This window comes from Micromonospora sp. BL4 (assembly GCF_003667505.1).
In the GTDB taxonomy this organism is placed as follows: domain Bacteria; phylum Actinomycetota; class Actinomycetes; order Mycobacteriales; family Micromonosporaceae; genus Micromonospora.
Window position 1 is genome coordinate 1 of record NZ_RCVJ01000174.1, and the last position, 25,570, is coordinate 25,570.

General features: G+C 72.3%; 25 protein-coding genes and 1 pseudogene. 11 read left to right on the forward strand and 15 right to left on the reverse strand.

All coding sequences use genetic code 11. The features are described from left to right. The 5 genes and pseudogenes from EAD89_RS23660 to nadA all read right to left on the reverse strand — a co-directional run. A pseudogene (locus EAD89_RS23660) lies at window positions 1-1,690 on the reverse strand (hypothetical protein); the annotation flags it as partial. A 360-nt stretch (window positions 1,691-2,050) separates the two neighbouring features. Continuing rightward, window positions 2,051-2,611, reverse strand: a complete 561-nt coding sequence (locus EAD89_RS23665) for a helix-turn-helix domain-containing protein (protein WP_121655056.1) — start codon at window positions 2,609-2,611, stop codon at window positions 2,051-2,053. A gap of 178 nt (window positions 2,612-2,789) precedes the next feature. Then, window positions 2,790-3,383 carry a DUF3043 domain-containing protein gene (locus EAD89_RS23670; RefSeq protein ID WP_121677259.1) on the reverse strand — a complete coding sequence of 198 codons (594 nt, stop codon included), beginning with the start codon at window positions 3,381-3,383 and terminating at the stop codon, window positions 2,790-2,792. Between the two features lie 114 nt (window positions 3,384-3,497). Then, entirely contained in the window at window positions 3,498-4,853 is a 1,356-nt protein-coding gene (gene murA / locus EAD89_RS23675) for a UDP-N-acetylglucosamine 1-carboxyvinyltransferase (protein WP_030337972.1), read from the reverse strand. 212 nt (window positions 4,854-5,065) lie between these two features. Continuing rightward, window positions 5,066-6,265: a quinolinate synthase NadA gene (gene nadA / locus EAD89_RS23680; RefSeq protein ID WP_121655059.1), complete on the reverse strand. Its 1,200-nt coding sequence runs from the start codon at window positions 6,263-6,265 to the stop codon at window positions 5,066-5,068. Window positions 6,266-6,333: 68 nt separating this feature from the next. Between nadA and EAD89_RS23685 the strand changes: the two genes are divergently transcribed. From EAD89_RS23685 to EAD89_RS23700, 4 genes are all read left to right on the forward strand, one after another. Further along, the gene (locus tag EAD89_RS23685; RefSeq protein WP_121655060.1) at window positions 6,334-7,473 is read left to right on the forward strand and encodes a glycerate kinase; all 1,140 of its coding nucleotides are present in this window, start codon (window positions 6,334-6,336) and stop codon (window positions 7,471-7,473) included. 181 nt (window positions 7,474-7,654) lie between these two features. Next, a complete protein-coding gene (gene erpA / locus EAD89_RS23690) occupies window positions 7,655-8,023 on the forward strand; it encodes an iron-sulfur cluster insertion protein ErpA (protein WP_074313193.1) in 369 nt (122 codons plus the stop codon). Window positions 8,024-8,225: 202 nt separating this feature from the next. Then, window positions 8,226-9,203, forward strand: a complete 978-nt coding sequence (locus EAD89_RS23695; protein ID WP_121655054.1) for a carbohydrate kinase family protein — start codon at window positions 8,226-8,228, stop codon at window positions 9,201-9,203. Beyond that, window positions 9,200-10,021, forward strand: a complete 822-nt coding sequence (locus EAD89_RS23700) for an inositol monophosphatase (RefSeq protein ID WP_121677260.1) — start codon at window positions 9,200-9,202, stop codon at window positions 10,019-10,021. Before EAD89_RS23695 ends, EAD89_RS23700 begins: the two co-directional genes overlap by 4 nt. 118 nt (window positions 10,022-10,139) lie before the next feature. Here EAD89_RS23700 and EAD89_RS23705 read toward each other — a convergent pair whose 3' ends face one another. Both EAD89_RS23705 and EAD89_RS23710 read right to left on the reverse strand, forming a co-directional pair. Further along, window positions 10,140-10,373 (reverse strand): sulfurtransferase TusA family protein, encoded by a 234-nt coding sequence (locus EAD89_RS23705; RefSeq protein ID WP_109820182.1) that lies wholly within the window; start codon window positions 10,371-10,373, stop codon window positions 10,140-10,142. Beyond that, entirely contained in the window at window positions 10,370-11,521 is a 1,152-nt protein-coding gene (locus EAD89_RS23710; RefSeq protein WP_121677261.1) for a cysteine desulfurase family protein, read from the reverse strand. The genes EAD89_RS23705 and EAD89_RS23710 overlap by 4 nt, the downstream gene beginning before the upstream one ends. 290 nt (window positions 11,522-11,811) lie before the next feature. Between EAD89_RS23710 and coxB the strand changes: the two genes are divergently transcribed. Both coxB and EAD89_RS23720 read left to right on the forward strand, forming a co-directional pair. Further along, window positions 11,812-12,783 (forward strand): cytochrome c oxidase subunit II, encoded by a 972-nt coding sequence (gene coxB, locus EAD89_RS23715; RefSeq protein ID WP_121655051.1) that lies wholly within the window; start codon window positions 11,812-11,814, stop codon window positions 12,781-12,783. 9 nt (window positions 12,784-12,792) lie between these two features. Beyond that, a complete protein-coding gene (locus EAD89_RS23720; protein ID WP_121655050.1) occupies window positions 12,793-13,218 on the forward strand; it encodes a cytochrome c oxidase subunit 4 in 426 nt (141 codons plus the stop codon). Between the two features lie 211 nt (window positions 13,219-13,429). On the opposite strand, the gene EAD89_RS23725 is transcribed toward EAD89_RS23720, so the two are convergent. The 4 genes from EAD89_RS23725 to EAD89_RS23740 form a co-directional block, all read right to left on the reverse strand. Continuing rightward, window positions 13,430-13,633: a hypothetical protein gene (locus EAD89_RS23725; protein WP_121677262.1), complete on the reverse strand. Its 204-nt coding sequence runs from the start codon at window positions 13,631-13,633 to the stop codon at window positions 13,430-13,432. A 245-nt stretch (window positions 13,634-13,878) separates the two neighbouring features. After that, complete coding sequence (gene trpD, locus EAD89_RS23730; protein ID WP_121677263.1) at window positions 13,879-14,925, reverse strand: anthranilate phosphoribosyltransferase; 1,047 nt, start codon at window positions 14,923-14,925, stop codon at window positions 13,879-13,881. 88 nt (window positions 14,926-15,013) lie between these two features. Next, window positions 15,014-15,409: a hypothetical protein gene (locus tag EAD89_RS23735; RefSeq protein WP_121677264.1), complete on the reverse strand. Its 396-nt coding sequence runs from the start codon at window positions 15,407-15,409 to the stop codon at window positions 15,014-15,016. Window positions 15,410-15,515: 106 nt separating this feature from the next. After that, window positions 15,516-16,469, reverse strand: a complete 954-nt coding sequence (locus tag EAD89_RS23740) for a cytochrome c oxidase assembly protein (protein ID WP_121677265.1) — start codon at window positions 16,467-16,469, stop codon at window positions 15,516-15,518. Between the two features lie 108 nt (window positions 16,470-16,577). Between EAD89_RS23740 and EAD89_RS23745 the strand changes: the two genes are divergently transcribed. The 5 genes from EAD89_RS23745 (at window position 16,578) to EAD89_RS23765 (ending at window position 21,750) form a co-directional block, all read left to right on the forward strand. Beyond that, window positions 16,578-17,177 carry a heme-copper oxidase subunit III gene (locus EAD89_RS23745; protein WP_121655045.1) on the forward strand — a complete coding sequence of 200 codons (600 nt, stop codon included), beginning with the start codon at window positions 16,578-16,580 and terminating at the stop codon, window positions 17,175-17,177. Window positions 17,178-17,249: 72 nt separating this feature from the next. Further along, window positions 17,250-18,086 (forward strand): cytochrome c, encoded by an 837-nt coding sequence (locus tag EAD89_RS23750; RefSeq protein WP_121655044.1) that lies wholly within the window; start codon window positions 17,250-17,252, stop codon window positions 18,084-18,086. 64 nt (window positions 18,087-18,150) lie between these two features. Continuing rightward, entirely contained in the window at window positions 18,151-19,239 is a 1,089-nt protein-coding gene (locus tag EAD89_RS23755; RefSeq protein ID WP_121655043.1) for a ubiquinol-cytochrome c reductase iron-sulfur subunit, read from the forward strand. Beyond that, window positions 19,236-20,867 (forward strand): ubiquinol-cytochrome c reductase cytochrome b subunit, encoded by a 1,632-nt coding sequence (locus EAD89_RS23760; protein WP_121655042.1) that lies wholly within the window; start codon window positions 19,236-19,238, stop codon window positions 20,865-20,867. Before EAD89_RS23755 ends, EAD89_RS23760 begins: the two co-directional genes overlap by 4 nt. A gap of 193 nt (window positions 20,868-21,060) precedes the next feature. After that, window positions 21,061-21,750, forward strand: coding sequence for a DUF4142 domain-containing protein (locus EAD89_RS23765; protein ID WP_121655041.1), 690 nt, complete (start codon window positions 21,061-21,063; stop codon window positions 21,748-21,750). Between the two features lie 73 nt (window positions 21,751-21,823). Here the strand turns inward: EAD89_RS23765 and EAD89_RS23770 are convergent, their stop codons facing one another. From EAD89_RS23770 to EAD89_RS23785, 4 genes are all read right to left on the reverse strand, one after another. After that, window positions 21,824-22,111 (reverse strand): Lrp/AsnC family transcriptional regulator, encoded by a 288-nt coding sequence (locus EAD89_RS23770; protein ID WP_074313163.1) that lies wholly within the window; start codon window positions 22,109-22,111, stop codon window positions 21,824-21,826. 78 nt (window positions 22,112-22,189) lie between these two features. Beyond that, entirely contained in the window at window positions 22,190-23,089 is a 900-nt protein-coding gene (locus EAD89_RS23775; protein WP_233579029.1) for a sugar phosphate nucleotidyltransferase, read from the reverse strand. Then, window positions 23,086-23,628: an NUDIX hydrolase gene (locus EAD89_RS23780; protein WP_121677266.1), complete on the reverse strand. Its 543-nt coding sequence runs from the start codon at window positions 23,626-23,628 to the stop codon at window positions 23,086-23,088. Before EAD89_RS23780 ends, EAD89_RS23775 begins: the two co-directional genes overlap by 4 nt. Before the next feature lie 53 nt (window positions 23,629-23,681). Beyond that, window positions 23,682-25,475 (reverse strand): bifunctional (p)ppGpp synthetase/guanosine-3',5'-bis(diphosphate) 3'-pyrophosphohydrolase, encoded by a 1,794-nt coding sequence (locus tag EAD89_RS23785; RefSeq protein ID WP_121677267.1) that lies wholly within the window; start codon window positions 25,473-25,475, stop codon window positions 23,682-23,684. Window positions 25,476-25,570: the final 95 nt, after the last annotated feature.

A 25,570-nucleotide genomic window follows, 5' to 3' on the forward strand; every position in this document is an offset into this window, starting at 1 on the left:
AGGTCGGGGCGGCCGGGATCGGCCGTTCCCGGGCGGGCGTGGCGGGGGAGACGGATGTCGGTGACACCGGTCGTTCCGGAGCGACGGGTGGGACCGGCGCCGGGCGGCCGGCGTCCGGCGTGGCCGGGGAGACGGGTGCCGGCGGTACCGGGGTGGCCCGGCCGGAGGTGGCCGGGGCCTGCGGAGCCGTCGCGGCGGGACGTGCCGGTCGTTCGTCGTACCGGGACGGCGCGGCCGGTGGCCGTTCGGGCCGGGTGGCCGGCCGCGACGGAACGCCCGGCTCGGTGACGGGTCGGTGCGGGTCGGCGGTCCGGTGCGCCTCGCCCTGGCGGCCCGGCTCCCGCGTCCGGTCCGGACGCACCGGACCCGGCGGTGGCCAGGGCAGGCCGCCGTCCGGGCGTTGCCCGGGCTGCGGCCGAGTCTCGCGGTACGGCTCCTCGCGGTACGCCTCCGGCCGGGCCTCCTCGCGGGGCCGCCGGTCGGGGTACGTGTCGGCGCGGGCCGCAGCCTCGTGGGGCTGCTGCCAGTGCGGGTCGGTTGGCCGGCGTCGCTCGTCGTCCCGGTGGGGCTGTCCCGGCAGCTCCGGTTCGGGCCGCTGCCGTCGTCCACCGTCCGGTGTCCGCGGTGCGCCGACCGCCTCGTCCGGGCGGTACCGCCGCTCCGGGGGCGCGCCGCCGGCGTCGACACGGGCCCGTGCCGCCGGGCGCGCGTCGTCGACGACCCGCTCCGGGTGGCGGGCGTCGTCGGCCGACCGGTCGGGGCGGCGGGTGTCGGCAACCCGGTCCGGGTGCCGTGCGTCGGTCATCCGGTCGGGGCGACGGGTGTCGTCGGCGACCCGATCCGGGTACCCGTCGACCGGGTACCGCGAGCGGCCCTCCGCGGGTGCCCACTGGCCGGCCCCGCCGGCGGCCCGGTTGTCGGCCGGGCGGCCCTCGTGGCCCCTGCCGGGTCGCGCCGCGTACCCGTCGCCGGGGTGCCGGTCGTATCCGGCGGTTGGACGCTCCGGTGCGCTCCGCCGGCGCGGTGCCTCCTCCGGCTCCGGCACCCAGCCGTTGTCGGACCGGGGCGCGGGGGACACCGGTGGCGCGCTCGGGTGCCCCCGCTCCCGGTCGGCGGGATCGTGTCGGGGCCGGCGGGTGTCGTACCGCTCGGCGGGCTGGTCCCGGTGCCAGGCTGCCTCACGGGCCGGCGCCCGCTCGTCGCTCGGACGTCGGTCGGACCAGGCGGTCCGCCGGTCCGACTCCGGGGAACGGCGTTCTTCGCGCCGGGGCGGCTCGGGCAGCGGCCGGCGGTACGGCTCATGGTCGTACGGGCGGGCGTCGTCGTCGGGCCGGCCGTAGGCGGACGTCTCGAACGGGCGTTCGTCGCCCCGGGATCCGCCGTGGACCGGCGCCCCGGCCGGCTCCTCGTCGGCCCAGGACCGGCCGTAGGGGGCCGCCTCGGCGGGCTCCTCGTCGGCCCAGGACCGGCCGAGGTAGGTGCCGTCCGGGCGGGTGGGCGCGAGCGGCGGCACCTCGGTGCGGCCGACCACGGTTGCCCGGCCGCGCGGCGGCGGGGGCGGCTGGTGGGACATGCCGATGTCGCCGGGATAGCGCTGGCCGGGGAACTGGGGCTGCCACTCGCTGGTCGGTTCGACCACCCAGGACGGCTCGTTCGGGTCCCGCCACCGGTCGGTGTAGCGCCCGTTCATCCGCCGAGCCCGTCGCCGCACCCGGCCAGGTGGCCGATCAGCTCAAGAGGGTGGCGGTCCGCGTTCGCGCCCCGGTGACCGCCGGGCGTCCGGTCGCCGCCTGCCACGCTCCGGTGGCCGGCTCGCGTCCGCTCGCTCACGGCGTTGTCACCTCGTTGCAGATTGTCGCGCTGGGCCTCGCGTGCCGGTCGGGTCGCCCATTTCGGCAGGGCGTGGCTGCGGATGGAGGGTAACGGCGTGGGCTCGCTCACCGCCACTGTGGCACTGCCCACGGGCGCAAACGTTATCCTATGGTTTCGGACATTTGGGTCGATAACCGAATCTGGCTTCCGACGATACCCCACACTCCGGGCGTGCGGGTCAGGGGTGTTCCATGACGAGCACGGCGAAGGTGCCGGGGACCAGCGCCTCGTAGCGGTGCGGGGCGTCGCCGGGGAACGTCGCGTAGTCGCCGGGGCCGAGGTCGACCGGCCCGGACTCGGGCCCCACCCGCAGCCGGCCGGCGGCGACCACCACGTGCTCGACGCTGCGGGGGGTGTGCCCGTTCGCGGCCCGGATCGCGCCCGGCTCCAGCTCGATCAGGTAGATGTCCCGTCGCAGGTGGGCCGGTCCGGCGCTGAGCAGCGTCCCGGCGAAGTCGGCCTGCTCGGAGCGGACCTGTGGCCCCTCTCCGGCGCGGATCACCCGTACGCCGTCATCCGGGGGCTCCACCAGGCGGCTGAAGGGCACGCCGAGCGCCACGCCCAGCGCCCACAGCGTCTCCACGCTCGGGTTTCCGGTCCCCGACTCCAGTTGGGAGAGGGTGGACTTGGCGACGCCCGCCCGCCGGGCGAGTTCGGTCAGCGAGATGCCGACCCGCTCCCGCTCGCGGCGCAGGGCGGCGGCGATGGTGGCGAGCGGGGCGGCCGGCTCGGGAGACATGCGTTCGCTCCATCGGATCAACGTTCGTTGCGACGTACACCGATGCCGTGTTCAGCATGGTGAACCATGCGTACGGTACAACGAACAACCGACGCCCGGAGGCTTCGCGACGAGCTTGTTCCCGGTGCGGCGGGCGCGACGGCGGTGCTGCGCCTGCCCGGCGTGGTGAGAGCCGGGATCAGACCTTGTCGCCGAGCTTGACCTGGGGAGCCGGGGCGCGCATCCGCCGGAAGGTGATCGACCGCATGACCGCGTACAGGTAGAGCGAGCCCATCCGCTGGTCGGTCTTCGGGAAGCGCTGCCGGACCAGCTTGCCGATCTTGCGGCAGATCAGCACCGAGTCGACGACCACACCCAGCGCCAGCGCGCCCCAGAGCAGGTTGGAGATCAGCCGGACCACCGGCGGCATCGCCGCGTTCGACCCGATCAGCACGATCAGCGCGCCGCCGAAGAACCAGGTGCCGACCGTACGCCGGGAGTCGACAACGTTGCGGGCCAGCAGCCGCTCCGGGCCGCGGTCGCGGGGGCCACCCTCGCGGCGGAACTCCGACGCGGCCTCGGCGCGCAGCTGGCGGCGACGCTCCCGCTCCTCCACCTTCGTGAGGGGGCGGGTGGGGCCGGCCGGGCGGCGGCCGACGGTCGGCCGCTTGGGCGTCTCCCGACCCTTGGCCGGGGTGTAGCCCCGGGCCCGCTCGGCGGTCTCCTCGGGCGTCACGGAGGAGGCGGCCTCGTCGACGAGGTCGGTGGACTTGCGGCGAAAGAGCGACGGCACGCGGCAAGGGTAGCCAACGGCCCGCGCACGGTGCACATCGCGGTGCGCCGAACCGACGGCTCCAGGTCGCAGCGTGACCTGGAGCCGTGGTAGCGAACGAAGGGCTGACCGAGGTTACGGACGCTCGGCGTGCGCGCCCAGGTCGGCGAGCTTCGCCTCGAAGTCCTCGTAGCCCCGGTTGATCAGGTCGACGCCGTACACCCGGGAGGTGCCCTCGGCGGCGAGCGCCGCGATCAGGTGGCTGAAACCGGCCCGCAGGTCCGGGATGACCAGGTCGGCGGCGTGCAGCTTGCTCGGCCCGGCGATCACCGCCGAGTGCTTGAAGTTGCGCCGGCCGAAGCGGCACGGGGTGCCGCCGAGGCAGTCCCGGTAGACCTGGATGTTGGCGCCCATCGAGTTCAGCGCCTCGGTGTAGCCCAGCCGCTGCTCGTAGACCGTCTCGTGGACGATCGACAGCCCGCGGGCCTGGGTCAGAGCCACGACCAGCGGCTGCTGCCAGTCGGTCATGAAGCCCGGGTGCACGTCGGTCTCCAGCGCCACGGCGTTCAGCTCGCCGCCCGGGTGCCAGAACCGGATGCCACCCTCCTGGCCCGGGTCGCCCAGCTTCGGCGCGCGGGCGTCGGTGACCTCGTACTCGCCGCCGACCGAGCGGAAGATGTTCAGGAAGGTCATCATGTCGGCCTGCTGCGCGCCGAGCACCTCGACGTGGCCACGGGTGGCCAGCGCGGCGGCGGCCCAGCTCGCCGCCTCGATCCGGTCCGGGATCGGCCGGTGGGTGTAGCCGTGCAGCTTCGGCACGCCCTGGATCTCGATCACCCGGTCGGTGTGCACCTTGATGATCGCGCCCATCTTCTGCAGGATGCAGATCAGGTCGATGATCTCCGGCTCCACCGCGGCGTTGCGCAGCTCGGTGACACCCTCGGCCATCACCGCGGTCAGCAGCACCTGCTCGGTGGCGCCGACGCTCGGGTACGGCAGGGCGAACTTGGTCCCGTGCAGGCCGTTCGGCGCGGACAGGTGCAGACCCTCGGGGCGCTTGTCGACCGTGGCGCCGAACTCCCGCAGCGCCTGAAGGTGGAAGTCGATCGGGCGGGGGCCGATGTGGCAGCCGCCCAGGTCCGGGATGAACGCGTGCCCGAGCCGGTGCAGCAGCGGGCCGCAGAACAGGATCGGGATCCGGCTGGAGCCGGCGTGCACGTTGATCTGGTCGGTGCTGGCGCTCTCCACGTTGGCGGGGTCGAAGACGAGCTCGCCGTCCTCGGTGCCGTCGGTGACCTTGACGCCGTGCAGACCGAGCAGACCCCGGACCACCTCGACGTCGCGGATCTTCGGCACGTCGAACAGCCGGCTGGGGCTGTCGCCGAGCAGCGCGGCGACCATCGCCTTCGAAACCAGGTTCTTCGCGCCGCGCACTCGGATCCGCCCTTCAAGCGGAGTGCCTCCGTGCACGACCAGGACGTCGTCGGTCAACGCAACCTCCAGCGCGTCGGTGCTGCCGTGTTGATGGTGGGGAGCGTGAACCCCTTCGCTACCCCGGATGCGGCCATATCGAAACGGCCCGCTTGCGTCGTCGCTCCGGCAGCATAGCCCTCGGTGACGAAAAAGGACTCGGTCACATCGGCGTGTGTGGCATTAATCGGTGATCCGGCACTTTTGCGTACCAAGGGCGCTACAGATCGTGATCAGGCCGTGGCCGGCGGCGGGGTGTCCGCGCCGGGCAGGGCGAGCATCTGATCCAGCGCCACCCGGGCGTGGTGCGCGGTGTCGGCGTCCACCGTGATCTGGTTGACCACCCGGCCGGCGACCAGCTCTTCGAGCGCCCAGACCAGGTGCGGCAGATCGATCCGGTTCATCGTCGAGCAGTAGCAGACCGCCTTGTCCAGGAACATGACCTGCTTGTCCGGGTGCGCCAGCGCCAGCCGGCGGACCAGGTTCAGCTCGGTGCCGAGCGCCCACGCCGAGCCGGCCGGGGCCGCCTCGATGGTCTTGATGATGTACTCCGTCGAGCCCACGTAATCGGCGGCTGTGACCACCTCGTGCCGGCACTCCGGGTGGACCAGCACGTTGACCCCGGGCACCCGCTCGCGCACGTCGTTGACGCTGTCCAGGGTGAACCGGCCGTGCACCGAGCAGTGCCCGCGCCAGAGGATCATCTTGGCGTCCCGCAGCTGCTCCGGGGTGAGCCCGCCGCCCGGCTTGTGCGGGTCGTACAGCACACACTCGTCCAGCGACAGGCCCATCTCCAGCACCGCCGTGTTGCGGCCCAGGTGCTGGTCGGGCAGGAAGAGCACCTTCGACCCCTGCTCGAACGCCCAGTCCAGGGCGCGCCTGGCGTTGGAGGAGGTGCAGACCACGCCACCGTTGCGGCCGACGAAACCCTTGATGTCGGCCGAGGAGTTCATGTACGTCACCGGCACCGTCTCGCCGGCGATGCCCAGCTCGGTCAGCGTGTCCCAGGCGGCCTCGACCTGACCCAGCACGGCCATGTCGGCCATCGAGCACCCGGCCGCCAGGTCGGGCAGGATCACCCGCTGGGCGTCGGAGGTGAGGATGTCGGCGCTCTCGGCCATGAAGTGCACGCCGCAGAAGAGGATGTACTCCGCGTCCGGGCGGGCCGCGGCCTCCCGGGCGAGCTTGAACGAGTCGCCGGTCACGTCCGCGAACTGGATCACCTCGTCGCGCTGGTAGTGGTGCCCCAGCACGAAGACCTTGCTGCCCAGCTTGGCCTTCGCCGCCGCCGCGCGGGCCACCAGATCCGGATCGCTGGGCGCCGGAAGGTCGCCCGGACACTCGACGCCGCGCTCGGTGTCGGGGTCGCTGCCCCGGCCGAGCAGCAGCAGAGCCGTCGCCGTGTTGGAGGGTTCCACCCAGGTCGAAGTCACGTGACCCATGGTCCCACAGCGCGAGCGCGGCGCGGCTTCCGTCGGTGTGGGCTGCCACACTGCTGGGCATGCGAGTGCTGCTCTGCCCGGACAAGTTCGCCGGCACCCTGCCCGCACCGGAGGTGGCCGCCGCGGTGGCCGCCGGTTGGCGCACCGTCGCCGAGGGCGACGACCTGCTGATCCGGCCACTCGCCGACGGTGGGCCGGGCTTCGTGGAGGTGCTCGCCGAGGCCCTCGGCGGCCGGCGGGTGCCGGTGCGCACCGTCGACCCGCTGGGCCGGCCGGCGGCCGGTGAGATCCTGCTCACCGCCGACGGCGCGACGGCGTACCTGGAGAGCGCCCAGGCGTGCGGGCTGCACCTGCTCGCCACCGCCGAACGTGACCCGAAGACCACCACCTCGTACGGGCTGGGCCTGCTGGTGGCCGCCGCGGTGGAGAGCGGGGCCCGGACGGTGGTCATCGGGCTGGGTGGCTCGGGCACCAACGACGCGGGCGCCGGAATGCTGGCGGCGCTGGGTGTGACCCCGCTCGACGCCGCCGGCGCCGCGCTCGGGTACGGCGGGGCCGCGCTGGCCGCGGCCGTCGCGCTGGACGGCGTGCCCCGGTTGCGCGGGGTCCGGCTGGTCGCCGCCACCGACGTGGACAACCCGCTGCTCGGCCTGCACGGCGCGAGCAACGTGTTCGGCCCGCAGAAGGGCGCCGACCGGGCCGACGTGCTGCTGCTCGACGCCGCGCTGGAGCACTTCGCGGCGGTGCTGGAGCGGGATCTGCCCGGCTGCCCGGCGGGGCTCGGCACGCTGCCCGGCGGCGGGGCCGCCGGCGGCATCGGCGCGGCCATCCTCGCCCTGGGTGGCGGCTGCGAGTCGGGCATCGGCCTGGTCACCCGGGCCACCGGGCTGGACGCCGCGCTGGACAACGCCGACCTGGTGATCACTGGGGAGGGGTCCTTCGACCACCAGTCGCTGCGCGGCAAGGTGGTCGCCGGGGTGGCCGGGGCCGCGCGCGACCGCGGGGTCCCCTGCGTGGTGGTGGCCGGCCAGGTGAGCACCGGCCGGCGGGAGGCCGCCGCGGCGGGGGTGACCGACGCGTACAGCCTGGTCGAGCACTTCGGCGGGGAGGAGGGCGGCGGGCTCGCCGCCGCGCTCAGCCGACCGGCGGACGGGCTGCGCGAGCTGGGCGCCCGGCTGGCCCGGCAGTGGAGCCGCTGAGCGCTCGGCCGGTGGGCCTTCCGCGGCCACGACCGGGGCCGACCTGCGTCGGGGGTCACGCCACGCGGGTGAGCCCGGCCGCGGCGGCGTACGATCGGAAAAGGACCACACCGGGAATCACTGGACGGCGCGCGGCGTTGGCCAGTGCGTCCGGACCCATACCGCGCAGGGAGACTTCCACGTGACCACGCCAGCGCAGACCGAGTCGACCGAGGCCAAGGCCCCTACTTCCGTCGTCCTCACCGACGTCGCGGCGCAGAAGGTCAAGGCTCTGATCGAGCAGGAGGGCCGCGACGACCTGCGGCTCCGCGTCGCGGTGCAGCCGGGTGGCTGCTCCGGCCTGCGGTACCAGCTCTTCTTCGACGAGCGTTCGCTCGACGGTGACGTCGTCACCGATTTCGGTGGTGTCGAGGTCGTCGTCGACCGCATGAGCGCTCCGTACCTTTCCGGTGCGACGATCGACTTCGCTGACCGGATCGACGCCCAGGGCTTCACCATCGACAACCCCAACGCGGGCAACTCCTGCGCCTGCGGCGACTCGTTCAACTGAGTCGCAACTCGCACCACCACGCACCATCGCGACGGGGCCGTCCTGCGGGACGGCCCCGTCGTCGTGTGGGGTGAAAGTGGTCCGCGAGGCGGCCCTGACCGGCCAGGTTGCCGGCCGGTTGCCGTTGTCCGACCGACCGGACACCACCGGTTGGCCGGGCCGGTAGTCTGACCGCGCCCTGCTCCCGACCCCGAGGGTTGACATGAAGATCGCCGTGACCGGCTCGATCGCCACCGATCACCTGATGAGCTTCCCCGGTCGCTTCGCCGACCAGCTGATCGCCGATCAGCTGCACAAGGTTTCCCTCTCCTTCCTGGTGGACGACCTGGTGCTCCGCCGGGGCGGGGTGGCGGCGAACATCGCCTTCGGCATGGGCCAGCTCGGGCTGCGCCCGGTGCTGCTCGGCGCGGTGGGCGCCGACTTCGCCGACTACCGCTCGTGGCTGGAGCGGCACGGCGTGGACTGCGACTCGGTGCACACCAGCGAGGTGGCGCACACCGCCCGCTTCGTCTGCACCACCGACACCGACATGTGCCAGATCGCGTCCTTCTACGCCGGCGCGATGAGTGAGGCGCGCAACATCGAACTCTCCCCGGTCGCCGACCGGCTCGGCGGGCTCGATTTGGTGCTGGTCAGCGCCAACGACCCGGAGGCCATGCTGCGCCACTCCGCCGAGTGCCGCACCCGCGGGTACGCGTTCGCCGCCGACCCCTCCCAGCAGCTCGCCCGCATGCCCGGCGAGGACGTGGTGGCGCTGATCGAGGGCGCCGAGTACCTGATGACCAACGACTACGAGAAGTCGCTGCTGCAGAGCAAGGCGCAGCTGAGCGACGACCAGCTCCTGGAGCTGGTCAAGGTGCGGGTCACCACGCTGGGCAAGCACGGCGTGGAGATCGCCGGGCGCGGCATGGACCCGATCCACGTGCCGATCGCGCGGGAGATCCGGGCGGTTGACCCCACCGGCGTGGGCGACGGCTTCCGGGCCGGCTTCTTCACCGCGCTCTCCTGGGGGCTCGGTCTGGAGCGGGCCGCCCAGGTCGGCTCGCTGCTGGCCACGCTGGTCCTGGAGACCGTCGGCACCCAGGAGTACGACGTCCGCCGCGACCTGTTCGTCAAGCGCCTCGCCGAGTCCTACGGCGACACCGCCGCCGACGAGATCCGCCCGCACCTCCTCCCGTGAGTGACCTCCTGCTCGCTCGCCGCGCTGCGCTCGCCGGCGCTACGGTCGGCCTCCGCCACTTCGCGGCCCTCGCTGAGCTGCCCCGGGAGCTCAAGTCGGACGGCAGTGTCGTTACCGAGGCCGACCGTGCGGTTGAGGCCGCCATCCGGCAGGTGTTGGGCGACGCCCGACCAGACGACGCCGTTCTCGGCGAGGAAGCCGGACAGACCGGCGGAGGCAGCCGCCGCTGGATCGTCGACCCGATCGACGGCACCGCGCTCTTCGTCGACGGTGATGACCGGTGGTTGGTCCTCGTCGCGCTCGAGGAGGCGGGCGAGATCGTTGTCGGGGTGGCCGTCGTTCCCGCTCAGCGGAAGGTGTGGTGGGCGCAGCGAGGCTGCGGCGCCTTCGAGGCGGAGATTTCCGGCGCAGGCCTGACCGGCGGCCGGCGAATCTCCGCCTCCCGTCCGGATCGCAACGGCCTGGCGGGGAGCCGGCTCGGTGTCATTCCCACCGACGCGGAGCTCTCTCCGGCCGAACGTGACCTGATCGCACCGCTGAGTGCGGTGGCCGCGACCGCCCCGTGGAGCATCCACGCCGCGCTACTCGTCGCCCGTGGGGAACTGGATCTCACCGTTCAGGTGCGCGGGCAGGTCTGGGACTACGCGGCAACGTCACTGATCGTCGAGGAGGCTGGCGGCTGCTTCAGCGGCCTCGACGGCCAGCCGCGGCCCACGCCCGGCCCGGCGCTCTTCGCCCGTGACACGGACCTGCATGCCTCCGCACTGCAGATCCTCAAGGCCCCCACCACTCCGCCCCGCCTGCCCCGCGCTTCGTGATCGTTGGACGCTCAGCAGCACGACACGCCGTGACGAAGACCGCTGAGCCGCCAACGATCAAGAGCAGGGTGGAAGCGGCGCCACCGCGTGCTCGGCTTCGCCGGCACGGAGCACCACGTCAGTGGGCGCGGCGGATGTCGTAGGCGGGGCCGTCCGGGCCGGTTATGGCGGCCACGAACTCCTGGCCGCGCATTCGGCACCAGGCGGGGATGTCGACCGCCGCGGCCGGATCGTCGGCGAGGACCCGCACCACCGTGCCGACCGGCACCTCGGGCATCCGTCGGGCCGCCGCGATCACCGGCAGCGGGCAGCGCTGACCACGGCAGTCGAGCACCTCGTCCGGCATCGTCACAGCCCCACCACCCCGGCCTCGGCGCGCAGCCCGGCGACGATCCCGGGCAACTCGGCGAGGAACCGCTCGACGTCCGCCTCGGTCGTCTCCCGGTGCAGGCTGACGCGGACGTTGCCGTGTGAGAGCACCCCCATCGCCTCCAGCACGTGCGACGGGCGCAACGTGGACGAGGTGCAGGACGAGCCGGACGACACCGCGAAGCCGCGCCGGTCCAGCGCGTGCAGCAGCGCCTCGCCGTCGACGTACAGGCAGGAGAAGGTGACCAGGTGGGGAAGCCGGAGCACCGGATCGCCGACCACCTCCACGTCGGGCACCTCCGCCGCGACCCGCGCCCGGATCCGGTCCACCAGCGGCGCCAACCGGGTCTCCTCGGCCGCCGCGTCGGCGGCCGCCGCGCGCAGGCTCGCCGCCGCCGCCACCACCGCGGGCAGGTTCACCGAGCCGGGGGTACGCCCACCCTCCCGATCGTCGGCCGGCCACGGCGACTCCCAGCGGGTGCCCTTGCGGACCGCCAGCAGCCCCACCCCGGACGGGCCACCCCACTTGTGCGCGCTGGCCGTGAGCACCGACCAGCCCGCCGGCAGCGGCACCCGGCCGACCGACTGCGCCGCGTCGACGTACAGCGGCACCCCGGCGCCGGCGCAGGCGGCGGCCGCCTCGGCGACCGGTTGCACCGTGCCCACCTCGTGACTGGCGCTGATCAGCGCGGCCAGCGCGACCCCGGGAGCCCGGACCGCGTCCGACCAGGCGCTCAGGTCCAGCCGGCCCAGCCGGTCGACCGGCACCGGGTCGGCGACGCCGCCCGCCGCGACGTGCCGCTCGGCGGCGTGCAGCACCGCGGAATGCTCGATCGCCGAATGCACCAGCGTCGGCCCGACCCGGCGCCGTCCGGCCAGGCCACCGAGCACCGCGCCGTGCGCGGCCGTCGTACCGCTGGAGGTGAAGGACAGCTCGTCGGCGCGGACGCCGAGCGTCTGCGCGGTGGCCTCGCGGGCGGCGTCGAGCAGTTGCCGGGCCCGCCGGGCCTGGCCGTAGAGCTTGCCCGGGTCCGCCCAGCCGTCGTCGAGGGCCGCCAGCAGCGCCTGCCGGGCGACCGGATGCGTCGGCGCGGCGGTCGCCGCGTCCAGGTAGACCGGGGATGCGTTCACGGTGCCACCTTCTGTTCGCGACTGCGGGGCTCGCAACCCCGGCTCGCTCCTCGCGCTCACGGTGCCGCCTTTGTTCGCGACTGCGGGGCTCGCAACCCCGGCTCGCTCCTCGCGCTCACAGATCAATAGGCTATCGCGGCGGTATGCCTAGTATCCCCCCGATGGGGGGCGGACAGTGACCCCACCACGGTCGAGTCCGTCATGGTCGAGTAATCTGCGACCGTCGGTGACGCCTTTGCCGTCGGTGCTGAGGAAAGACGCACCGCGGCGCGCTAGGGAGGCAGGACCAGGTGGTCGCAAGGAGTTCGGAGGTACGGCCGTCGGCCGTACGGCACAGCGCTTCCCCAGGGATCGGCGGACGCCGGCGGCGCGGTGCTGGTCGGCTGGCCGGGCTCGGTCTCGGTGGCGTGGCGCTGCTGGTCCTGCTCACGGGCTGTGACGTAGGCCAGGCGTTCGACGGCTTCGGCTGGCCGCAGGGCGGTATCTCGGCCGAGTCCCGGCGGATGTACGACCTGTGGATCGCCTCCTGCATCGCCGCCCTCGCGGTCGGCGTTTTCGTGTGGGGTCTGATCTTCTGGTGCGTCGTGCGTTACCGCAAGCGTGGCAACGCCCTGCCGGTGCAGACCCGCTACAACCTGCCGATGGAGTTCCTGTACACCATCGCGCCGATTCTGATCGTCTCCGTGCTCTTCTACTACACGGCGATCGTGCAGACCGACGTGGACAAGCTGTCGAAGAACCCCGACGTCACGGTCGAGGTCGTCGCCTTCAAGTGGAACTGGCAGTTCAACTACCGCGACGGGCAGGGCGTCGACGCCCGCACCACCGCGTCGACGCTCGGCACCAGCGAGGTCATCCCGGTGCTCGTGCTGCCGACCAACCGGTCGATCCGGTTCGAGGAGACCAGCCGCGACGTCATCCACTCCTTCTGGGTGCCGGAGCTGCTGTTCAAGCGGGACGTCATGCCCGGCAAGATCCGCAACGTGTTCGAGGTCTCCAGCCTGGAGACCGAGGGTGCCTACGTCGGCCGCTGCGCCGAGCTGTGCGGCAGCTACCACGCGTTCATGAACTTCGAGCTGCGCGTGGTCTCGCCGGAGAAGTACGACCAGTTCCTGGCTGCCAAGCAGAGCGGCAAGTCCACCCAGGACGCGCTCACCGCCATCGGTGAGAAGCCGTACGCGGAGACCACGGTGCCGTTCGAGACCAGGCGGACGCAGAGCAACTTCAACCCGGACAACGCTCCGGCTGGCGCGGGAAGCTGAGGCGGCGGCATGAAGACCGAATGGCGTATCTTCCTGATCATCGCCACGTTCCTGCTCGGCGCCACGATCCTCTACGGCGCCTGGACGGCCGGTGAGTCCGGCGGCGTCGAGTGGGTGGGCACGGTGGCACTGCTGCTGTCCTTCCTGCTCTGCACGATGTGCGGCGGCTTCTTCTGGTTCGTCTCCCGCCGTATCGACCTGCGCCCCGAGGACCGGCCGGACGCCGAGATCGCCGACGGCGCCGGTGAGGTCGGCTTCTTCAGCCCCGGCAGCTACTGGCCGTTCGGGCTGGCACTGGCCGCCGCGATCGCCGGCATGGGCCTGGTGTTCTGGCAGCTCTGGCTGGTCGGCCTCGGTATGGTGGCGGTCGTCTTCGCCGCCTGCGGGCTGCTGTTCGAGTACTACAGCGGCACCCGGCGCACCGCCGAGCACTGACCCACCCCGGTCGCCGTCGCGGCCAGGTCATGGCAGCACGAAGGCCCGTTTCCCTTCAGGGGGAGCGGGCCTTCGTCGTGCCCGGGCCACTGACAGGTGATCGACCCACCTCGCCGGTGTGGGGGTGTCAGCGCGGCGGGATACCGCACCATCGGCGACACCGAGTTGATCGAGCGGCGGCGTGGCCCGGCGGGGTCGGGTGGCCGGGTCGTCAGGCGGCGTGGCGGGTGGGCTGGCGGTGTCGGCGGTCGGCCAGCCGGGTGACGGGGCTGGTGAAGGTGGCGATGACCACGGCGGCGCCACAGCCGGTGCAGATCAGCTCGGGACAGTCGGTGCCGTGGCCGTCGACACAGGGCGGCACCTCGAACGGCGCCACGCCCTCGCAGACGGCGCAGTAGAGCTCGCGGTCTGACACGGGGCGTCTCCTCTCACTCCGGGCGGCCCGCCCCCGACGCGACAGCAACGCACAACGGGAGCGGAGAACTACTCGCCTGTAGTTTCCCACCCGGGTCCGACAATTCCCCGCGCACCGTCGCTCCCGGGCACGCGCGAGCGGGCGGAGCGGGCGGGGCGCAGCGGGTGCAGGGCACAGCGGGTGCGGGGCGCTGCGGGTGCAGGGCGCTGCGGGTGCAGGGCGCAGCGGGTGCAGGGCGCAGCGGGTCAGGCGGTGGTGGCGGTCTCGATCCAGCGGTCGAGGGTGGCGGCCGCCGCGCCGGAGTCGATCGACTCGGCGGCGCGGTCCAGGCCGGCGCGCAGCGCCTCGGTCAGGTCGCCGTCCAGCGGACCCTGGGTGGCCAGTGCCGCCGCCGCGTTGACCAGCACCGCGTCCCGGACCGGGCCGGTCTCACCGGTCAGCAGGCGGCGGGCCACGCCGGCGTTGTACGCGGCGTCACCACCGCGCAGGTCCGCGAGGGTGGACCGGGGTACCCCGAGGTCCGTCGCGTCCAGCACGGCCTCGCGTACGGTGCCGCCCTGGGCCGCCCAGACCCGCGTCGGCGCGGCGGTGGTGAACTCGTCCAGCCCGTCCTCGCCGCGCATCACCAGCACCGAGTCGCCGCGGGCGGCGAACACGCCGGCCATCACCGGGGCCATGCGGGAGTCGAAGCAGCCGACGGCGCCGGCGCGCGGCCGGGCGGGGTTGGTCAGCGGGCCGAGGAAGTTGAAGACGGTGGGCACGCCCAGCTCCCGCCGGATCGGGCCGGTGTGCCGCATGCCCGGGTGGAACCGGGCGGCGAAGCAGAACCCGATGCCGGCCTCGGTGACACAGCGCACGATCGCGTCCGGGTCGAGGTCGAGCGGGACGCCGAGGAACTCCAGCAGGTCGGCCGTGCCGCAGGAGGACGACGCGGCCCGGTTGCCGTGCTTGACCACCCGGACACCGGCGCCGGCCACCACCAGCGCGGCCATGGTGGAGATGTTGACCGTGTGCGCGAGGTCACCCCCGGTGCCCACCACGTCCAGCGCCGTGGAGCGCAGCTCGTCGGGGAGCTCGACCGGGACGGCCCGACTGAGCATCGTCTCCACCAGCCCCGCCAGCTCGGCCGACGTCTCGCCCTTGGCCCGGAGCGCCACGGCGAAGCCGGCGACCTGCGCGGCGCCCGCCGAGCCGGCCATGATCTCGCCCATCGCCCAGGCGGTGTCGGCGGTGGAGAGCTCGTCGCCGCGCAGCAGCGCGTTGAGCAGGTGCGGCCAGGTCCGATCGCCCATGGCGGGCCTCCCGAGCGTGCGAAGTGCGGGTGGGCTGGAATCGGCGCCGGCCAGTCCGGCGCCGAGGCGGTGCCGGAGCGGGGGGACGTCAGGCGGGTGCGTGCGTCCGCAGCAGCTCGGCCACCGTGCTGCCGGTGGTCACCGGGTCGAGCGGGTGCACCAGCGTCGCGTCGACCTCGGCGTACGCGGCGAGCCATCGGTCGGCGGCGCGAGCGATCACCACACAGGTCGGGGGAGCGTCTTCCCGGTCGTCCTTGATCTGCCGGGCGATGCCGATGCCGCCGCCCGGGCTGGCCTCGCCGTCGAGCAGCAGCAGGTCGATCTCGTAGTCGTCGACCAGCCGGACGGTCTCGGCGTAGGTCGACGCGTCGACGAACTCGATCTGCAGCCCGGGCGCGGGCCGGGTGCCGACGGCCAGCCGCATCCGGTCACGGACCTGCGGGTCGTCGCTGTAGAGCAGGACGGTGCACTGACGATCGCTCATGGCTGGACTGGCTCCCACCTCGTAGCTGCCCGCCGATCGTACCGGTCCACGTGACGTAGTCGACATCCCGCCCGTCGCCGGCGGTCCGGCGTACCGTCCGCGCAGCTCAGGCCGGGGTGCCGGCGGCGCGTTCGCGGGCCTCCTGGCGGTCCAGCTCGCGGTCGACCCGGCGGGCCTCCCGCTCGGACTGCTTGATCCACTGCACCACCAGCACCGCGAGCATCGTCACGCTGACGAACTCGCCGCCGGCCCACAGGATGCCGCCGGCGACGACCTGGTCGTTCCACGGGTCGGACCAGCTCAGGTTGAGCGACGGGTACCAGTCGCCGCCGAAGAGCGTGCTGCTCTGCATGATGGTGAGCCCGAGCACGGTGTGGAACGGCACGGAGAGCAGCATCAGCAGCGCCCGCGCCGGGTACGGCCAGCGGCCCGGCAGCGGGTCGAGGCCGAGCAGTGGCCAGAAGAACACGCAGCCGGTCATGATGAAGTGCGCGTGCACCAGCTCGTGCGCCCAGGCGTGCTCCAGGGTGAAGCGGTACAGGTCACTGAAGTACAGCGCGAACGGGTTGACCACGAAGATGGCGAACGCCACCAGCGGGAAGCTGTAGACCCGGGCGACGCGGCTGTGCACGATCGCCAGCAGGCGCTTGCGCGCCCGGACCGGCAGGGTCCGCAGGGCCAGCGTCATGGGCGCGCCGAGCGCCAGGAAGATCGGCGCCACCATCGACAGCACCATGTGCTGGACCATGTGCACCGACAGGAGCGCGGTGTCGTACGCGTGCAGCCCGCTGACCGTGACCAGCGCGATGCCGCCCAGGCCGGGGCCCAGGAAGAAGACGGTACGGGAGATGGGCCAGCGGTCGCCGCGGATGCGCAGCCGGTGCACCCCGTAGAGGTAGAGGCCGGCGGCGAGCACCAGGCCGACGGCCAGCCAGCTGTCCAGCCGGGTCTCGGTCAGCACCGCGCCGACGGTGAACGGGGGCGGGGTCGCCGGAGTGGCCGCGAGCACCTCGGCCGGGACGGCCGAGGTGGCGGTGAAGATCGGATCGACGTGCAGCACGCTTTTCAGGCTAGGCCAGGCGAAGCGGACCCGGACGCTCGGGCCACGGAAGGCGCAGGTTTGCCACCCCGCTGATCGCCGGCCCCGGTCAGGGGCAATAATGACGGCGTGACTGCGGCCCCAGCCATTGACAAGAGCCGGATCCACTCTCTGACCCGACCGAACATGGTCAGCGTCGGGACGATCGTGTGGCTCTCCAGCGAACTCATGTTCTTCGCGGCGCTGTTCGCGATGTACTTCTCGATCCGCGCGGCTGCGCCGGAGCAGTGGGAGAAGCACACCGAGCACCTGAACATCCCGTACGCGACCACCTTCACCGTGATCCTGGTGCTCTCGTCGGTGACGTGCCAGCTCGGTGTCTTCGCGGCGGAGAAGGGTGACGTGCACGCGCTGCGGCGCTGGTTCACCATCACCTTCGTGATGGGCCTGATCTTCGTGCTCGGCCAGCTGAACGAGTACCGCACGCTGGTGCACGAAGGCGTCAAGATCAACGAAGACGGCTACGGCTCGATGTTCTACCTGACCACCGGCTTCCACGGCCTGCACGTGACCGGCGGTCTGGTCGCCTTCATCATCTTCATGGTCCGTACCACCATGGGCCGGTTCACCCCGGCGCAGGCGACCTCGGCGATCGTCGTGTCGTACTACTGGCACTTCGTCGACGTCGTGTGGATCGGGCTGTACGCCATGATCTACTGGCTTCAGTGATCTTGGCGCGTCACGAACCGCGCCGCTGCTCCGTCCCCTGAGACAAGGTCCAACCGGTTAAGGACACAGCTCATGACTTCTGACAACGACCGCCGACGCGGTCTGCTCGCGCGGTTGCGCGAGCGGCCGGCCGCGCGCAGCAGGGGCCGCCGCCGGCTGGGCGCCGCGGTCCGGCTGTTCGCCGCGCTGATGCTCGCCGGCGGCGCCTACACCGTCTTCGCCCCCGGCGCGCAGGCGCAGGACAACCCGCCGCTGACCGGCGCCGCCGCTGAGGGCAAGGCGCTGTTCGACGTGAGCTGTGTGACCTGCCACGGACGCAACGCCCAGGGCGTCGAGGGCCGCGGACCGAGCCTGATCGGTGTCGGAGCGGCCTCGGTCGAGTTCCAGGTCAGCAGCGGCCGCATGCCGCTGGCCCGCCAGGAGGCCCAGGCGCACCGCAAGCCCCCGCTCTTCAACGACGAGCAGACCCGCCAGCTGGCCCAGTACATCCAGGAGCTCGGCGGCGGCCCGATCGTTCCGGAGGGCGACAACCTCCGTGAGGACGGCAACATCGCCTCCGGCGGTGAGCTGTTCCGGATCAACTGCTCGCAGTGCCACGCCTTCGGCGGCGGTGGCGGCGCGCTCTCCTCGGGCAAGTTCGCCCCGAGCCTGCGCCCGGCGACCGACCGGCAGATCTACGCGGCGATGCTGAGCGGCCCGCAGAACATGCCGGTGTTCGGTGACAACCAGCTCCGGCCGGAGCAGAAGGCCGACATCATCGCGTACATCCAGGAGACCCTGAAGCACGACCAGGACCCGGGCGGGTTCAACCTCGGCCGGTACGGGCCGTCCACCGAGGGCCTGGCGATCTTCCTGGTTGGCATCGTGGCGCTCGTCTTCGCTAGCCTGTGGATTGCGGGTAAGTCGTGACCGAGCGGAGCATCCGATTCAGTGCCGTGGTGCCGCTCGGCGCCACCCGTAGCGAGGTGACGGCATGAGCACCCACACCGAGCACCAGGCCCAGCAGGGCCGGGAGCCGCTCGACGTGAACACCCCCGGGCTGACCCGGTTCGACATCGTGCGCGAAGGCGCACGCCGGGACGACATCGAGATCGTCCACTACGAGCCGCAGGTGCAGCCCGGCACCAAGGCCGAGCGCCGCCTGACCCGCGTGGTGGCCGGGTTCTTCCTGATCACCGGCCTGGCGGCGACCGCCTTCCTGGCCATCTACATCTGGTGGCCGTGGCAGTACGAGCCGGGCCGCGGCGGTGACAAGTTCTACACTCCGCTGCTCGGCGCCACCCTCGGCGTGGCCCTGCTCGCCGTCGGTTTCGGCATCCTGACCTGGGGCAAGAAGCTGCTGCCCAAGGAGGTCTCGATCCAGGACCGGCACGAGGGCGCGGTGGACGCGGACGGCCGCACCATCACCGGTCAGACCATGCTCTACATGGCCGACGAGCTGGGTGTGAAGCGTCGCCCGTTGCTCGGCATCTCGCTGCTGGCCGGTCTCGCGCCGGTCGCCGCGGTCGTCGCCGCGCCGCTGGTCGGCGGTCTGATCTCCCAGCCGCACAAGAACAACCAGATGTTCACCACCGGCTTCGCCCCGGCCGAGGGCGGCGAGCGGATCCGCCTGGTGCGCGAGGACGGCCGACCGGTACGTCCGGCGGACATCAGCAGCGGTGGCCAGCTGACCGTCTTCCCGGGCATCGAGCACGGCGTGAGCAACCGGCACGCCGACTCGCCGACGCTGCTGATCCACCTGCGGGACTCCGACGCGCAGGACTCGCGCCGGGCCAACGAGAAAATCGGCCACGGCGACTACATGTGGGGCAACTACGCGGCGTTCTCCAAGATCTGCACGCACGCCGGTTGCCCGGCCAGCCTGTTCGAGCAGCAGACCAACCGGCTGCTCTGCCCGTGCCACCAGTCCCAGTTCCTGATCACCGACAACGCCCGGCCCGTCTTCGGCCCCGCCAGCCGGCGGCTGCCGCAGCTGCCGATCGAGGTGGACTCCGAGGGCTTCTTCGTGGCGAAGTCCGACTACACCGAGACCGTCGGGCCTGATTTCTGGGAGCGGCCATGAAGCGTCGAAAGTTTGACCTGGCAGCGACGCCGGGCAAGGCCGCGGTGGGAGTGGATGACCGCTTCCAGGTGGCCACCCCGCTGCGCCGGCTGCTGAACAAGGTCTTCCCGGACCACTGGTCCTTCCTGCTGGGCGAGATCGCGCTGTTCTCGTTCATCGTCCTGCTGTTGACCGGTGTGTTCCTGACCTTCTTCTTCGAGCCGGCGATGACCGAGGTGGTCTACGACGGCAGCTACGCCCCGTTGCAGGGCACGCCGATGTCCGCCGCGTACGCCTCCAGCCTGGACATCTCGTTCGACGTCCGCGGCGGCCTGGTGATGCGGCAGATGCACCACTGGTCGGCGCTGCTGTTCATGGCCGCGATCGTCGTGCACATGCTGCGGGTCTTCTTCACCGGTGCCTTCCGCAAGCCGCGCGAGACCAACTGGATCATCGGCTCGCTGCTGTTCTGGGTCGGCTTCCTGGCCGGCTTCACCGGCTACTCGCTGCCGGACGACGGCCTGTCCGGCACCGGCCTGCGGATCGCCTCGGCGATCATGCTGTCCATTCCGGTGATCGGCTCCTGGCTCACGTCGTCGATCTTCGGCGGCGAGTTCCCCGGCACGATCATCATCAGCCGGTTCTTCATCGCCCACGTGCTGCTCATCCCGGGTCTGCTCGTCGCGCTGATCAGCGTCCACCTGGGCCTGGTCTTCAAGCAGAAGCACACCCAGTGGCCCGGCCCCGGCCGGACCAACGGCAACGTGGTCGGCGAGCGGATGTTCCCGCGGTACGCGCTCAAGCAGGGCGGCTTCTTCATGGTCGTCTTCGGCGTCATCGCGCTGATGGGCGGTCTGTTCCAGATCAACCCGATCTGGCTGTTCGGCCCGTACGAGGCGTGGGTGGTCTCGGCCGCCAGCCAGCCGGACTGGTACGTCATGTTCCTCGACGGTTCGACCCGACTCATGCCGGCCTGGGAGATTCCCATTCCGATCGGCGACGGGTACGTCATCCCGCCGCTGTTCTGGCCGACGGTCGTGCTGCCCGGCATCCTGGTGGGCCTGTCGACGATGTACCCGTTCCTGGAGGCCCGGCACCTCAAGGACCGCAAGAGCCACAACCTGCTCCAGCGGCCCCGGGACGTTCCGGCCCGGACCGCGGTCGGCGCCATGGCGGTGTCGTTCTACGTCGTGCTGACGCTGTCCGGCGCCAACGACGTCATCGCCGACAAGTTCCAGATCAGCTTGAACGCGATGACCTGGGCCGGCCGGATCGGCCTGCTGGTGGTCCCGCCGCTGGCGTACTACATCACCTACCGGCTCTGCCTCGGTCTGCAGCAGCACGACCGGGAGGTGCTGGCGCACGGCGTGGAGACCGGCATCATCCGGCGGCTTCCGGACGGCCGGTTCGTCGAGGTGCACCAGCCGCTCAGCTCGGCGAACGGGCACGCGGACGGCCACGGCGAGCTGGAGTACGTCGGCTGGGTGGTCCCCAAGAAGATGAACCGGCTCGGGGCTCTCGGCCCGGCGGTCCGGGGCTTCTTCTACCCGATCGAGAAGCCGGTCGAGGCGCCGGTCTCGCCGGGACACCCGCCGGTCGAGGCCCGGCCCGAGCGCGAGGAGATCGGCAGCGGCGAGAGCCGCCGCTGATCCCCCGACCGCACCGTCACGTGGCGCCCGCCGGAATTCCGGCGGGCGCCACGTCGCATCCGCGTCCACCGCCCATCCGGCCAGGAGTGGGACGGCCACGGCGCGACCGGTAGACCCCGCGCGACGGGCGATCGCAGGAATAACCCCGGTGAGCCGGGTATCCGTGCGGTCCAACGTCTCAAGGGGGGGAAGCATGTTGGGTATCAAACGCCTCGGCCTGTTGGCCGCGCTGGTACTGGTCGGCGTCGCGCCGGCTGCGGCCGCGCAGGCCGCGGCACAGCCGTCAACGCAGGACACCCAGTATCTGCAGGCGGTGCACCAGGTCAACCTGTTCGAAATCACCGCCGGTGACCTGGCCCAGCAGAAGGGCCAGAACCAGGGGGTCAAGGACCTGGGCGCGATGTTGAAGACCGACCACACCCAGCTGGACCAGACGGTGCAGCAGACCGCATCCCAGCTCGGGGTGGAGCTGCCGAACGAGCCCAGCGCCGATCAGCAGGCCGTCATCGACCAGCTGAACAACGCCAGCGGCGCGGAGTTCGACCGGCTGTGGGTGACCAGCGAACTGGCCGGACACGTCCAGTCCATCCAGGCCACCCAGACGGAGATCTCGCAGGGCTCCGAGCAGTCCGTGGTCCAGTTGGCCCAGACCGCTCTGCCGATTCTGCAGACGCACTACGACGAACTGGTCCAGCTCGCCAACCAGCTGGGCATCCCGGTTCCGCAGACCAGCGCCAGCGGTACGCCCAGCCCGGGCGGCACCGGCACCGAGTCGCCGGCTCCGGGTGGCACCGGCACCGAGTCGCCGGCTCCGGGCGGTGGCACCGAGTCGCCGGCTCCGGGCGGCGGCACCACCGAGTCGCCGGCTCCCAGCGAGAGCTGACGTAGCGACAGCAGACGGCCGGTCCACCCGCGTGGTGGGCCGGCCGCCGTGCGCCCGGCACCCGTTCGGCGCGTCAGTCGGCGCTGGCCAGGCCGATCGCGAACGCCTCCTCCAGGTCGTGCTGGGAGTACGCCCGGAACGCGATGTGCGACTCGGTGTTCAGCACACCCGGCACCTTGGAGATGCTGCCCGCGATGACCTGGGCGATCTGGTCGAACTCGCGGACCCGGACAATGGCGATGAGGTCGACGTGCCCGGCCACCGAGTAGACCTCGCTGACGCCGGGGAGGTTGGCCAGGTTCTCCGCCACCTCGGGGATCGCATCGGTGGCGCAGTCGATCAGCACGATCGCGGTGATCACGGGACATTTCTCCGTTCGTCGGCGTCGTCGCCCATGCTAGATGTTTCCGCCCGGCCCGGAGGCGGGAGGCGTCCCGGCTCAGCCGCGCGCGGTGGCCGGCACGGTCCGGCCGTCCTCGGCGCGGATCGCGTCGCGCAGCCGCTCGCCGTCGCGCACCGTCGCGCCCGGCCAGACCACCGTGCGCCGCACGTCGCCGTCCACCCGCGCACCGGCGCCGACCACCGACTCCACGCAGCGACCGGTCACCGTGGCGGACGGGTCGATCAGGGTGCCGCCGGCGGCGGCGTGCAGGTTGGCCGCCAGGTAGTCGGCCGGGGTGCCGGTGTCGTAGAAGGTGCCCGGGTACGCCACCACCTCCAGCGCGCCGGCCGCCTCGGCCGGCCGCCACACCGCGCGCACCAGGTCGGAGAAGACCACCGGCAGGTCGCGGACCAGCCGCCAGGGCAGCAGCGAGAAGCCGGTGAAACAGTGCCCGGCGAAGGTGCCCGGCGCCGCCAGGTCCGCGGCGGGCTGACCGAGCAGGCGTACCCCGTGCCCGTCCCAGCCGTCCAGCAGCGCGGCCACGTCCGGGCCCGGCGGAGCACCGGCGTCGGCCAGGTACGCGTCGGCGTTGCCGACCAGCACCGGCCGCCCGTCGATCCAGTCCCGCAGGTTGGCCACGCCGCCCGCGGTGCCGAGCGGATCGCCGGGCTCCACCGACAGGTGGGCGCGGTCACCGACGTGCGTGACCACCTGGTCGGCGAGGTAGCAGGCGTTCACCGCGACCCGTTCGGGCCCGGCCAGGCCGAGCCCGGCCAGCCGGGTCAGCGCCCGGTCCAGCAGCGGCACGTTGCCCACCGGGCAGAGCGCCTTGGGTACCCGTTCGGTGAGCGGGCGCAGCCGGGTGCCCTCGCCGGCGGCCAGCACCACCGCGCAGACCTCCGCGCGTCGGTCGCCCGCCCGGTCGCCCGTCGCCGGCGCGCCGGCCACCCCGGTCACGGCGTGGTGTCGGGCACCGGTGGCGGAAACTGCCCGGCCAGCGGCCCGATGTCGTAGTAGGCGAGCAGCCGGGCGGTCGGCCAGGTCAGCTTGGGCAGGTCGTCCAGCGGGTGCCAGGCGGCCTCGAAGACCTCCGCGCCGTCGACCACCAGCTCGGTGTCGGAAGCCGGCACCTCCGCCTCGAAGACCACATCCACCCAACCCTTGGCATGCACGACGGCGTTCGGCACCGCGGGACGCAGTCGGGACGGGGGGAGCCGGATGCCGGACTCCTCGAACAGCTCGCGAGCCGCGCCCACCACCGGGGCCTCACCCCGATCCAGCAGGCCGGCGGGGAGCGACCAACCCTTGCCGGGCGGCTGGCGCAGCAGCAGCAACCGACCCGCACCCGTCGCCTCGGCATCGCGGACCAGGGTGACCGCGCCGACGATGTACTTGGGCACGGCCAGCCGGACCAGGCGACGGCGCACCGGCAGCGGCAGCCGGTAGAAGGCCTGGTAGAAGATGGCCCGACCGGTGGCGCGGGAACGGGGGATCATGACCCCAGGCTAGTGGTCACGAATGTCCTTCGGACGCGCTGGGGCCCGGCCGGTCACTGTCGATGGTCGACCAGGTCGATGAGCTGGCGTACCACCGTGTCCGGTTCGATCACGCGGTCGAAGACCGCGACCAGCAGGGTCTCCAGGTCGGGGTAGCCCAGCTCCTCGGAGAGGCGCAGCAGCGGCAGGTCACTGGCGAGGCCGCGGTTGTGCTGGCGCAGGGCGAGCCCGATGGTGGCCCGGCCGAGTCGGACCTTGTCGCTGATCGTGATGCCCGGCTCGGTGTGCTCGGCGAACCACCGGTTGATCTGCATCTGCGCGTGCGGCGACTTGACGAAGTCGAGCCACTCCCGACGCGGCCCGCGCGGCGCCTCACCGGCCTCGAAGCCGTTGTCCCCGTCGTTCTCGGTGAAGATCTCCACCACGTCGCCCTCGTCCAGCTCCGAGCTCAGCGGCGCCAGCCGGCCGTTGATCCGGGCGGCGAGGCAGTGGTCGCCCCGCTCGCTGCCCAGCTCGTAGGCGAGGTCGACCGGGGTGGCGCCGGCCGGCAGCACGACCTGCCGCCCGTCGGCGAAGACCTGGATCTGCCCCTCGGCGAGGTCGCAGCGCAGCGACTCGAGGAACTGCGCCGGGTCGGCGGCGTCCGGTTCCCAGTCCAGGACCCGGCGCAGCCAGTCCAGCTGCTCGGCGCGGGCCGCCGCGCTGCTGCTTCCCGAGCGCGGGAAGCGGAAGTCGGCGGCGATGCCGTACTCGGCCGAGCGGTGCATCTCCTCGGTGCGGATCAGCACCTCGACGGTGCGGTCCTGCGGGCCGCAGACGCTCGTGTGCAGCGAGCGGTAGAGGTTGTTCTTCGGTGAGGCGATGAAGTCCTTGAAACGGCCGGGAATTGGACGCCAGGTGCCGTGGATCGCACCCAGTGCGGCGTAGCAGTCGGTGGGCGGGCCGTCGACCACCACCGCGATGCGCGGCAGGTCGTACGGCGCGGTGTGGCCGCCGGCGATGGTGTCCTTCCAGATCGAGTAGAGGTGCCGCGGCCGGGGACTCACCTCGGCGTCCACCCGGCTGCGGCGCAGCGCCACCCGGGCCCGGTTGACCACCGCGTCGAGGTACGCGTCCCAGCCCGGCCGGTCGTGCACGTGCCGGGCCAGCCGGGCGTGCTCGTCGGGCTCCAGGTGCAGCAGCACCACGTCGTCCAGCTCCCGTTTGAGGGTCTGGATGCCGAGCCGGTCGCAGAGCGGGACCAGCACCTCCTGGGTCTTGCGGGCGATCCGTTCCCGCGAGGCCGCGGAGCGGACACCGAGGGTGCGCATGTTGTGCAGCCGGTCGGCCAGCTTGATGATCAGCACCCGGACGTCCTTGGCGGCCGCGACGATCATCTTGCGGATCGTCTCCGCCTCGGCGGCCTTGCCGTAGAACGCCTTGTCGAACTTGGTCACCCCGTCGACCAGGTGGGCCACCTCGCCGCCGAAGTCCTCCGAGAGCGCCTGGAGCGTGTAGCGGGTGTCCTCCACCGTGTCGTGCAGCAGCGCCGCCACCAGGGTGGTGGTGTCCATTCCCAGCTCGGCGCAGATCTGCGCCACCGCGAGGGGATGGGTGATGTACGGCTCGCCGCTCTTGCGGAACTGCCCGCGGTGCATGTTCTCCGCGATGGTGTACGCCCGGCGCAGCACCGCCGGGTCGGTGCCGGCGTGGATGCCGCGATGGGTCCGGACCAGCTGGGTGACCGGGTCGGAGTCGGTGGTCGGCCAGGTGAGCAACGACCGCAGCCGGCGGGCCAGCGGCAGCTCACCCGACTGGGTCGGCAGGGCGCCCCCCAGGGCGGCGCCGTGTCCGGCGTCGACGTCCACGAGGGACACCTCCTCACCCCGGCCCCTCGGCCGCCGAAACCCGGCGACCGGGAGCAGGCCCACGAATCGGGCAGGACTGCACTTCTCTAACAGCC

Excerpts from the sequence above, each read along its gene's own strand:
- EAD89_RS23665 (WP_121655056.1), bottom strand. The coding sequence starts at position 2,611 with ATGTCTCCCGAGCCGGCCGCCCCGCTCGCCACCATCGCCGCCGCCCTG.
- EAD89_RS23685 (WP_121655060.1), top strand. The coding sequence starts at position 6,334 with ATGCGAGTGCTGCTCTGCCCGGACAAGTTCGCCGGCACCCTGCCCGCA.
- EAD89_RS23695 (WP_121655054.1), top strand. The coding sequence starts at position 8,226 with ATGAAGATCGCCGTGACCGGCTCGATCGCCACCGATCACCTGATGAGC.
- EAD89_RS23720 (WP_121655050.1), top strand. The coding sequence starts at position 12,793 with ATGAAGACCGAATGGCGTATCTTCCTGATCATCGCCACGTTCCTGCTC.
- trpD (WP_121677263.1), bottom strand. The coding sequence starts at position 14,925 with ATGGGCGATCGGACCTGGCCGCACCTGCTCAACGCGCTGCTGCGCGGC.
- EAD89_RS23735 (WP_121677264.1), bottom strand. The coding sequence starts at position 15,409 with ATGAGCGATCGTCAGTGCACCGTCCTGCTCTACAGCGACGACCCGCAG.
- EAD89_RS23750 (WP_121655044.1), top strand. The coding sequence starts at position 17,250 with ATGACTTCTGACAACGACCGCCGACGCGGTCTGCTCGCGCGGTTGCGC.
- EAD89_RS23755 (WP_121655043.1), top strand. The coding sequence starts at position 18,151 with ATGAGCACCCACACCGAGCACCAGGCCCAGCAGGGCCGGGAGCCGCTC.
- EAD89_RS23760 (WP_121655042.1), top strand. The coding sequence starts at position 19,236 with ATGAAGCGTCGAAAGTTTGACCTGGCAGCGACGCCGGGCAAGGCCGCG.
- EAD89_RS23765 (WP_121655041.1), top strand. The coding sequence starts at position 21,061 with ATGTTGGGTATCAAACGCCTCGGCCTGTTGGCCGCGCTGGTACTGGTC.
- EAD89_RS23780 (WP_121677266.1), bottom strand. The coding sequence starts at position 23,628 with ATGATCCCCCGTTCCCGCGCCACCGGTCGGGCCATCTTCTACCAGGCC.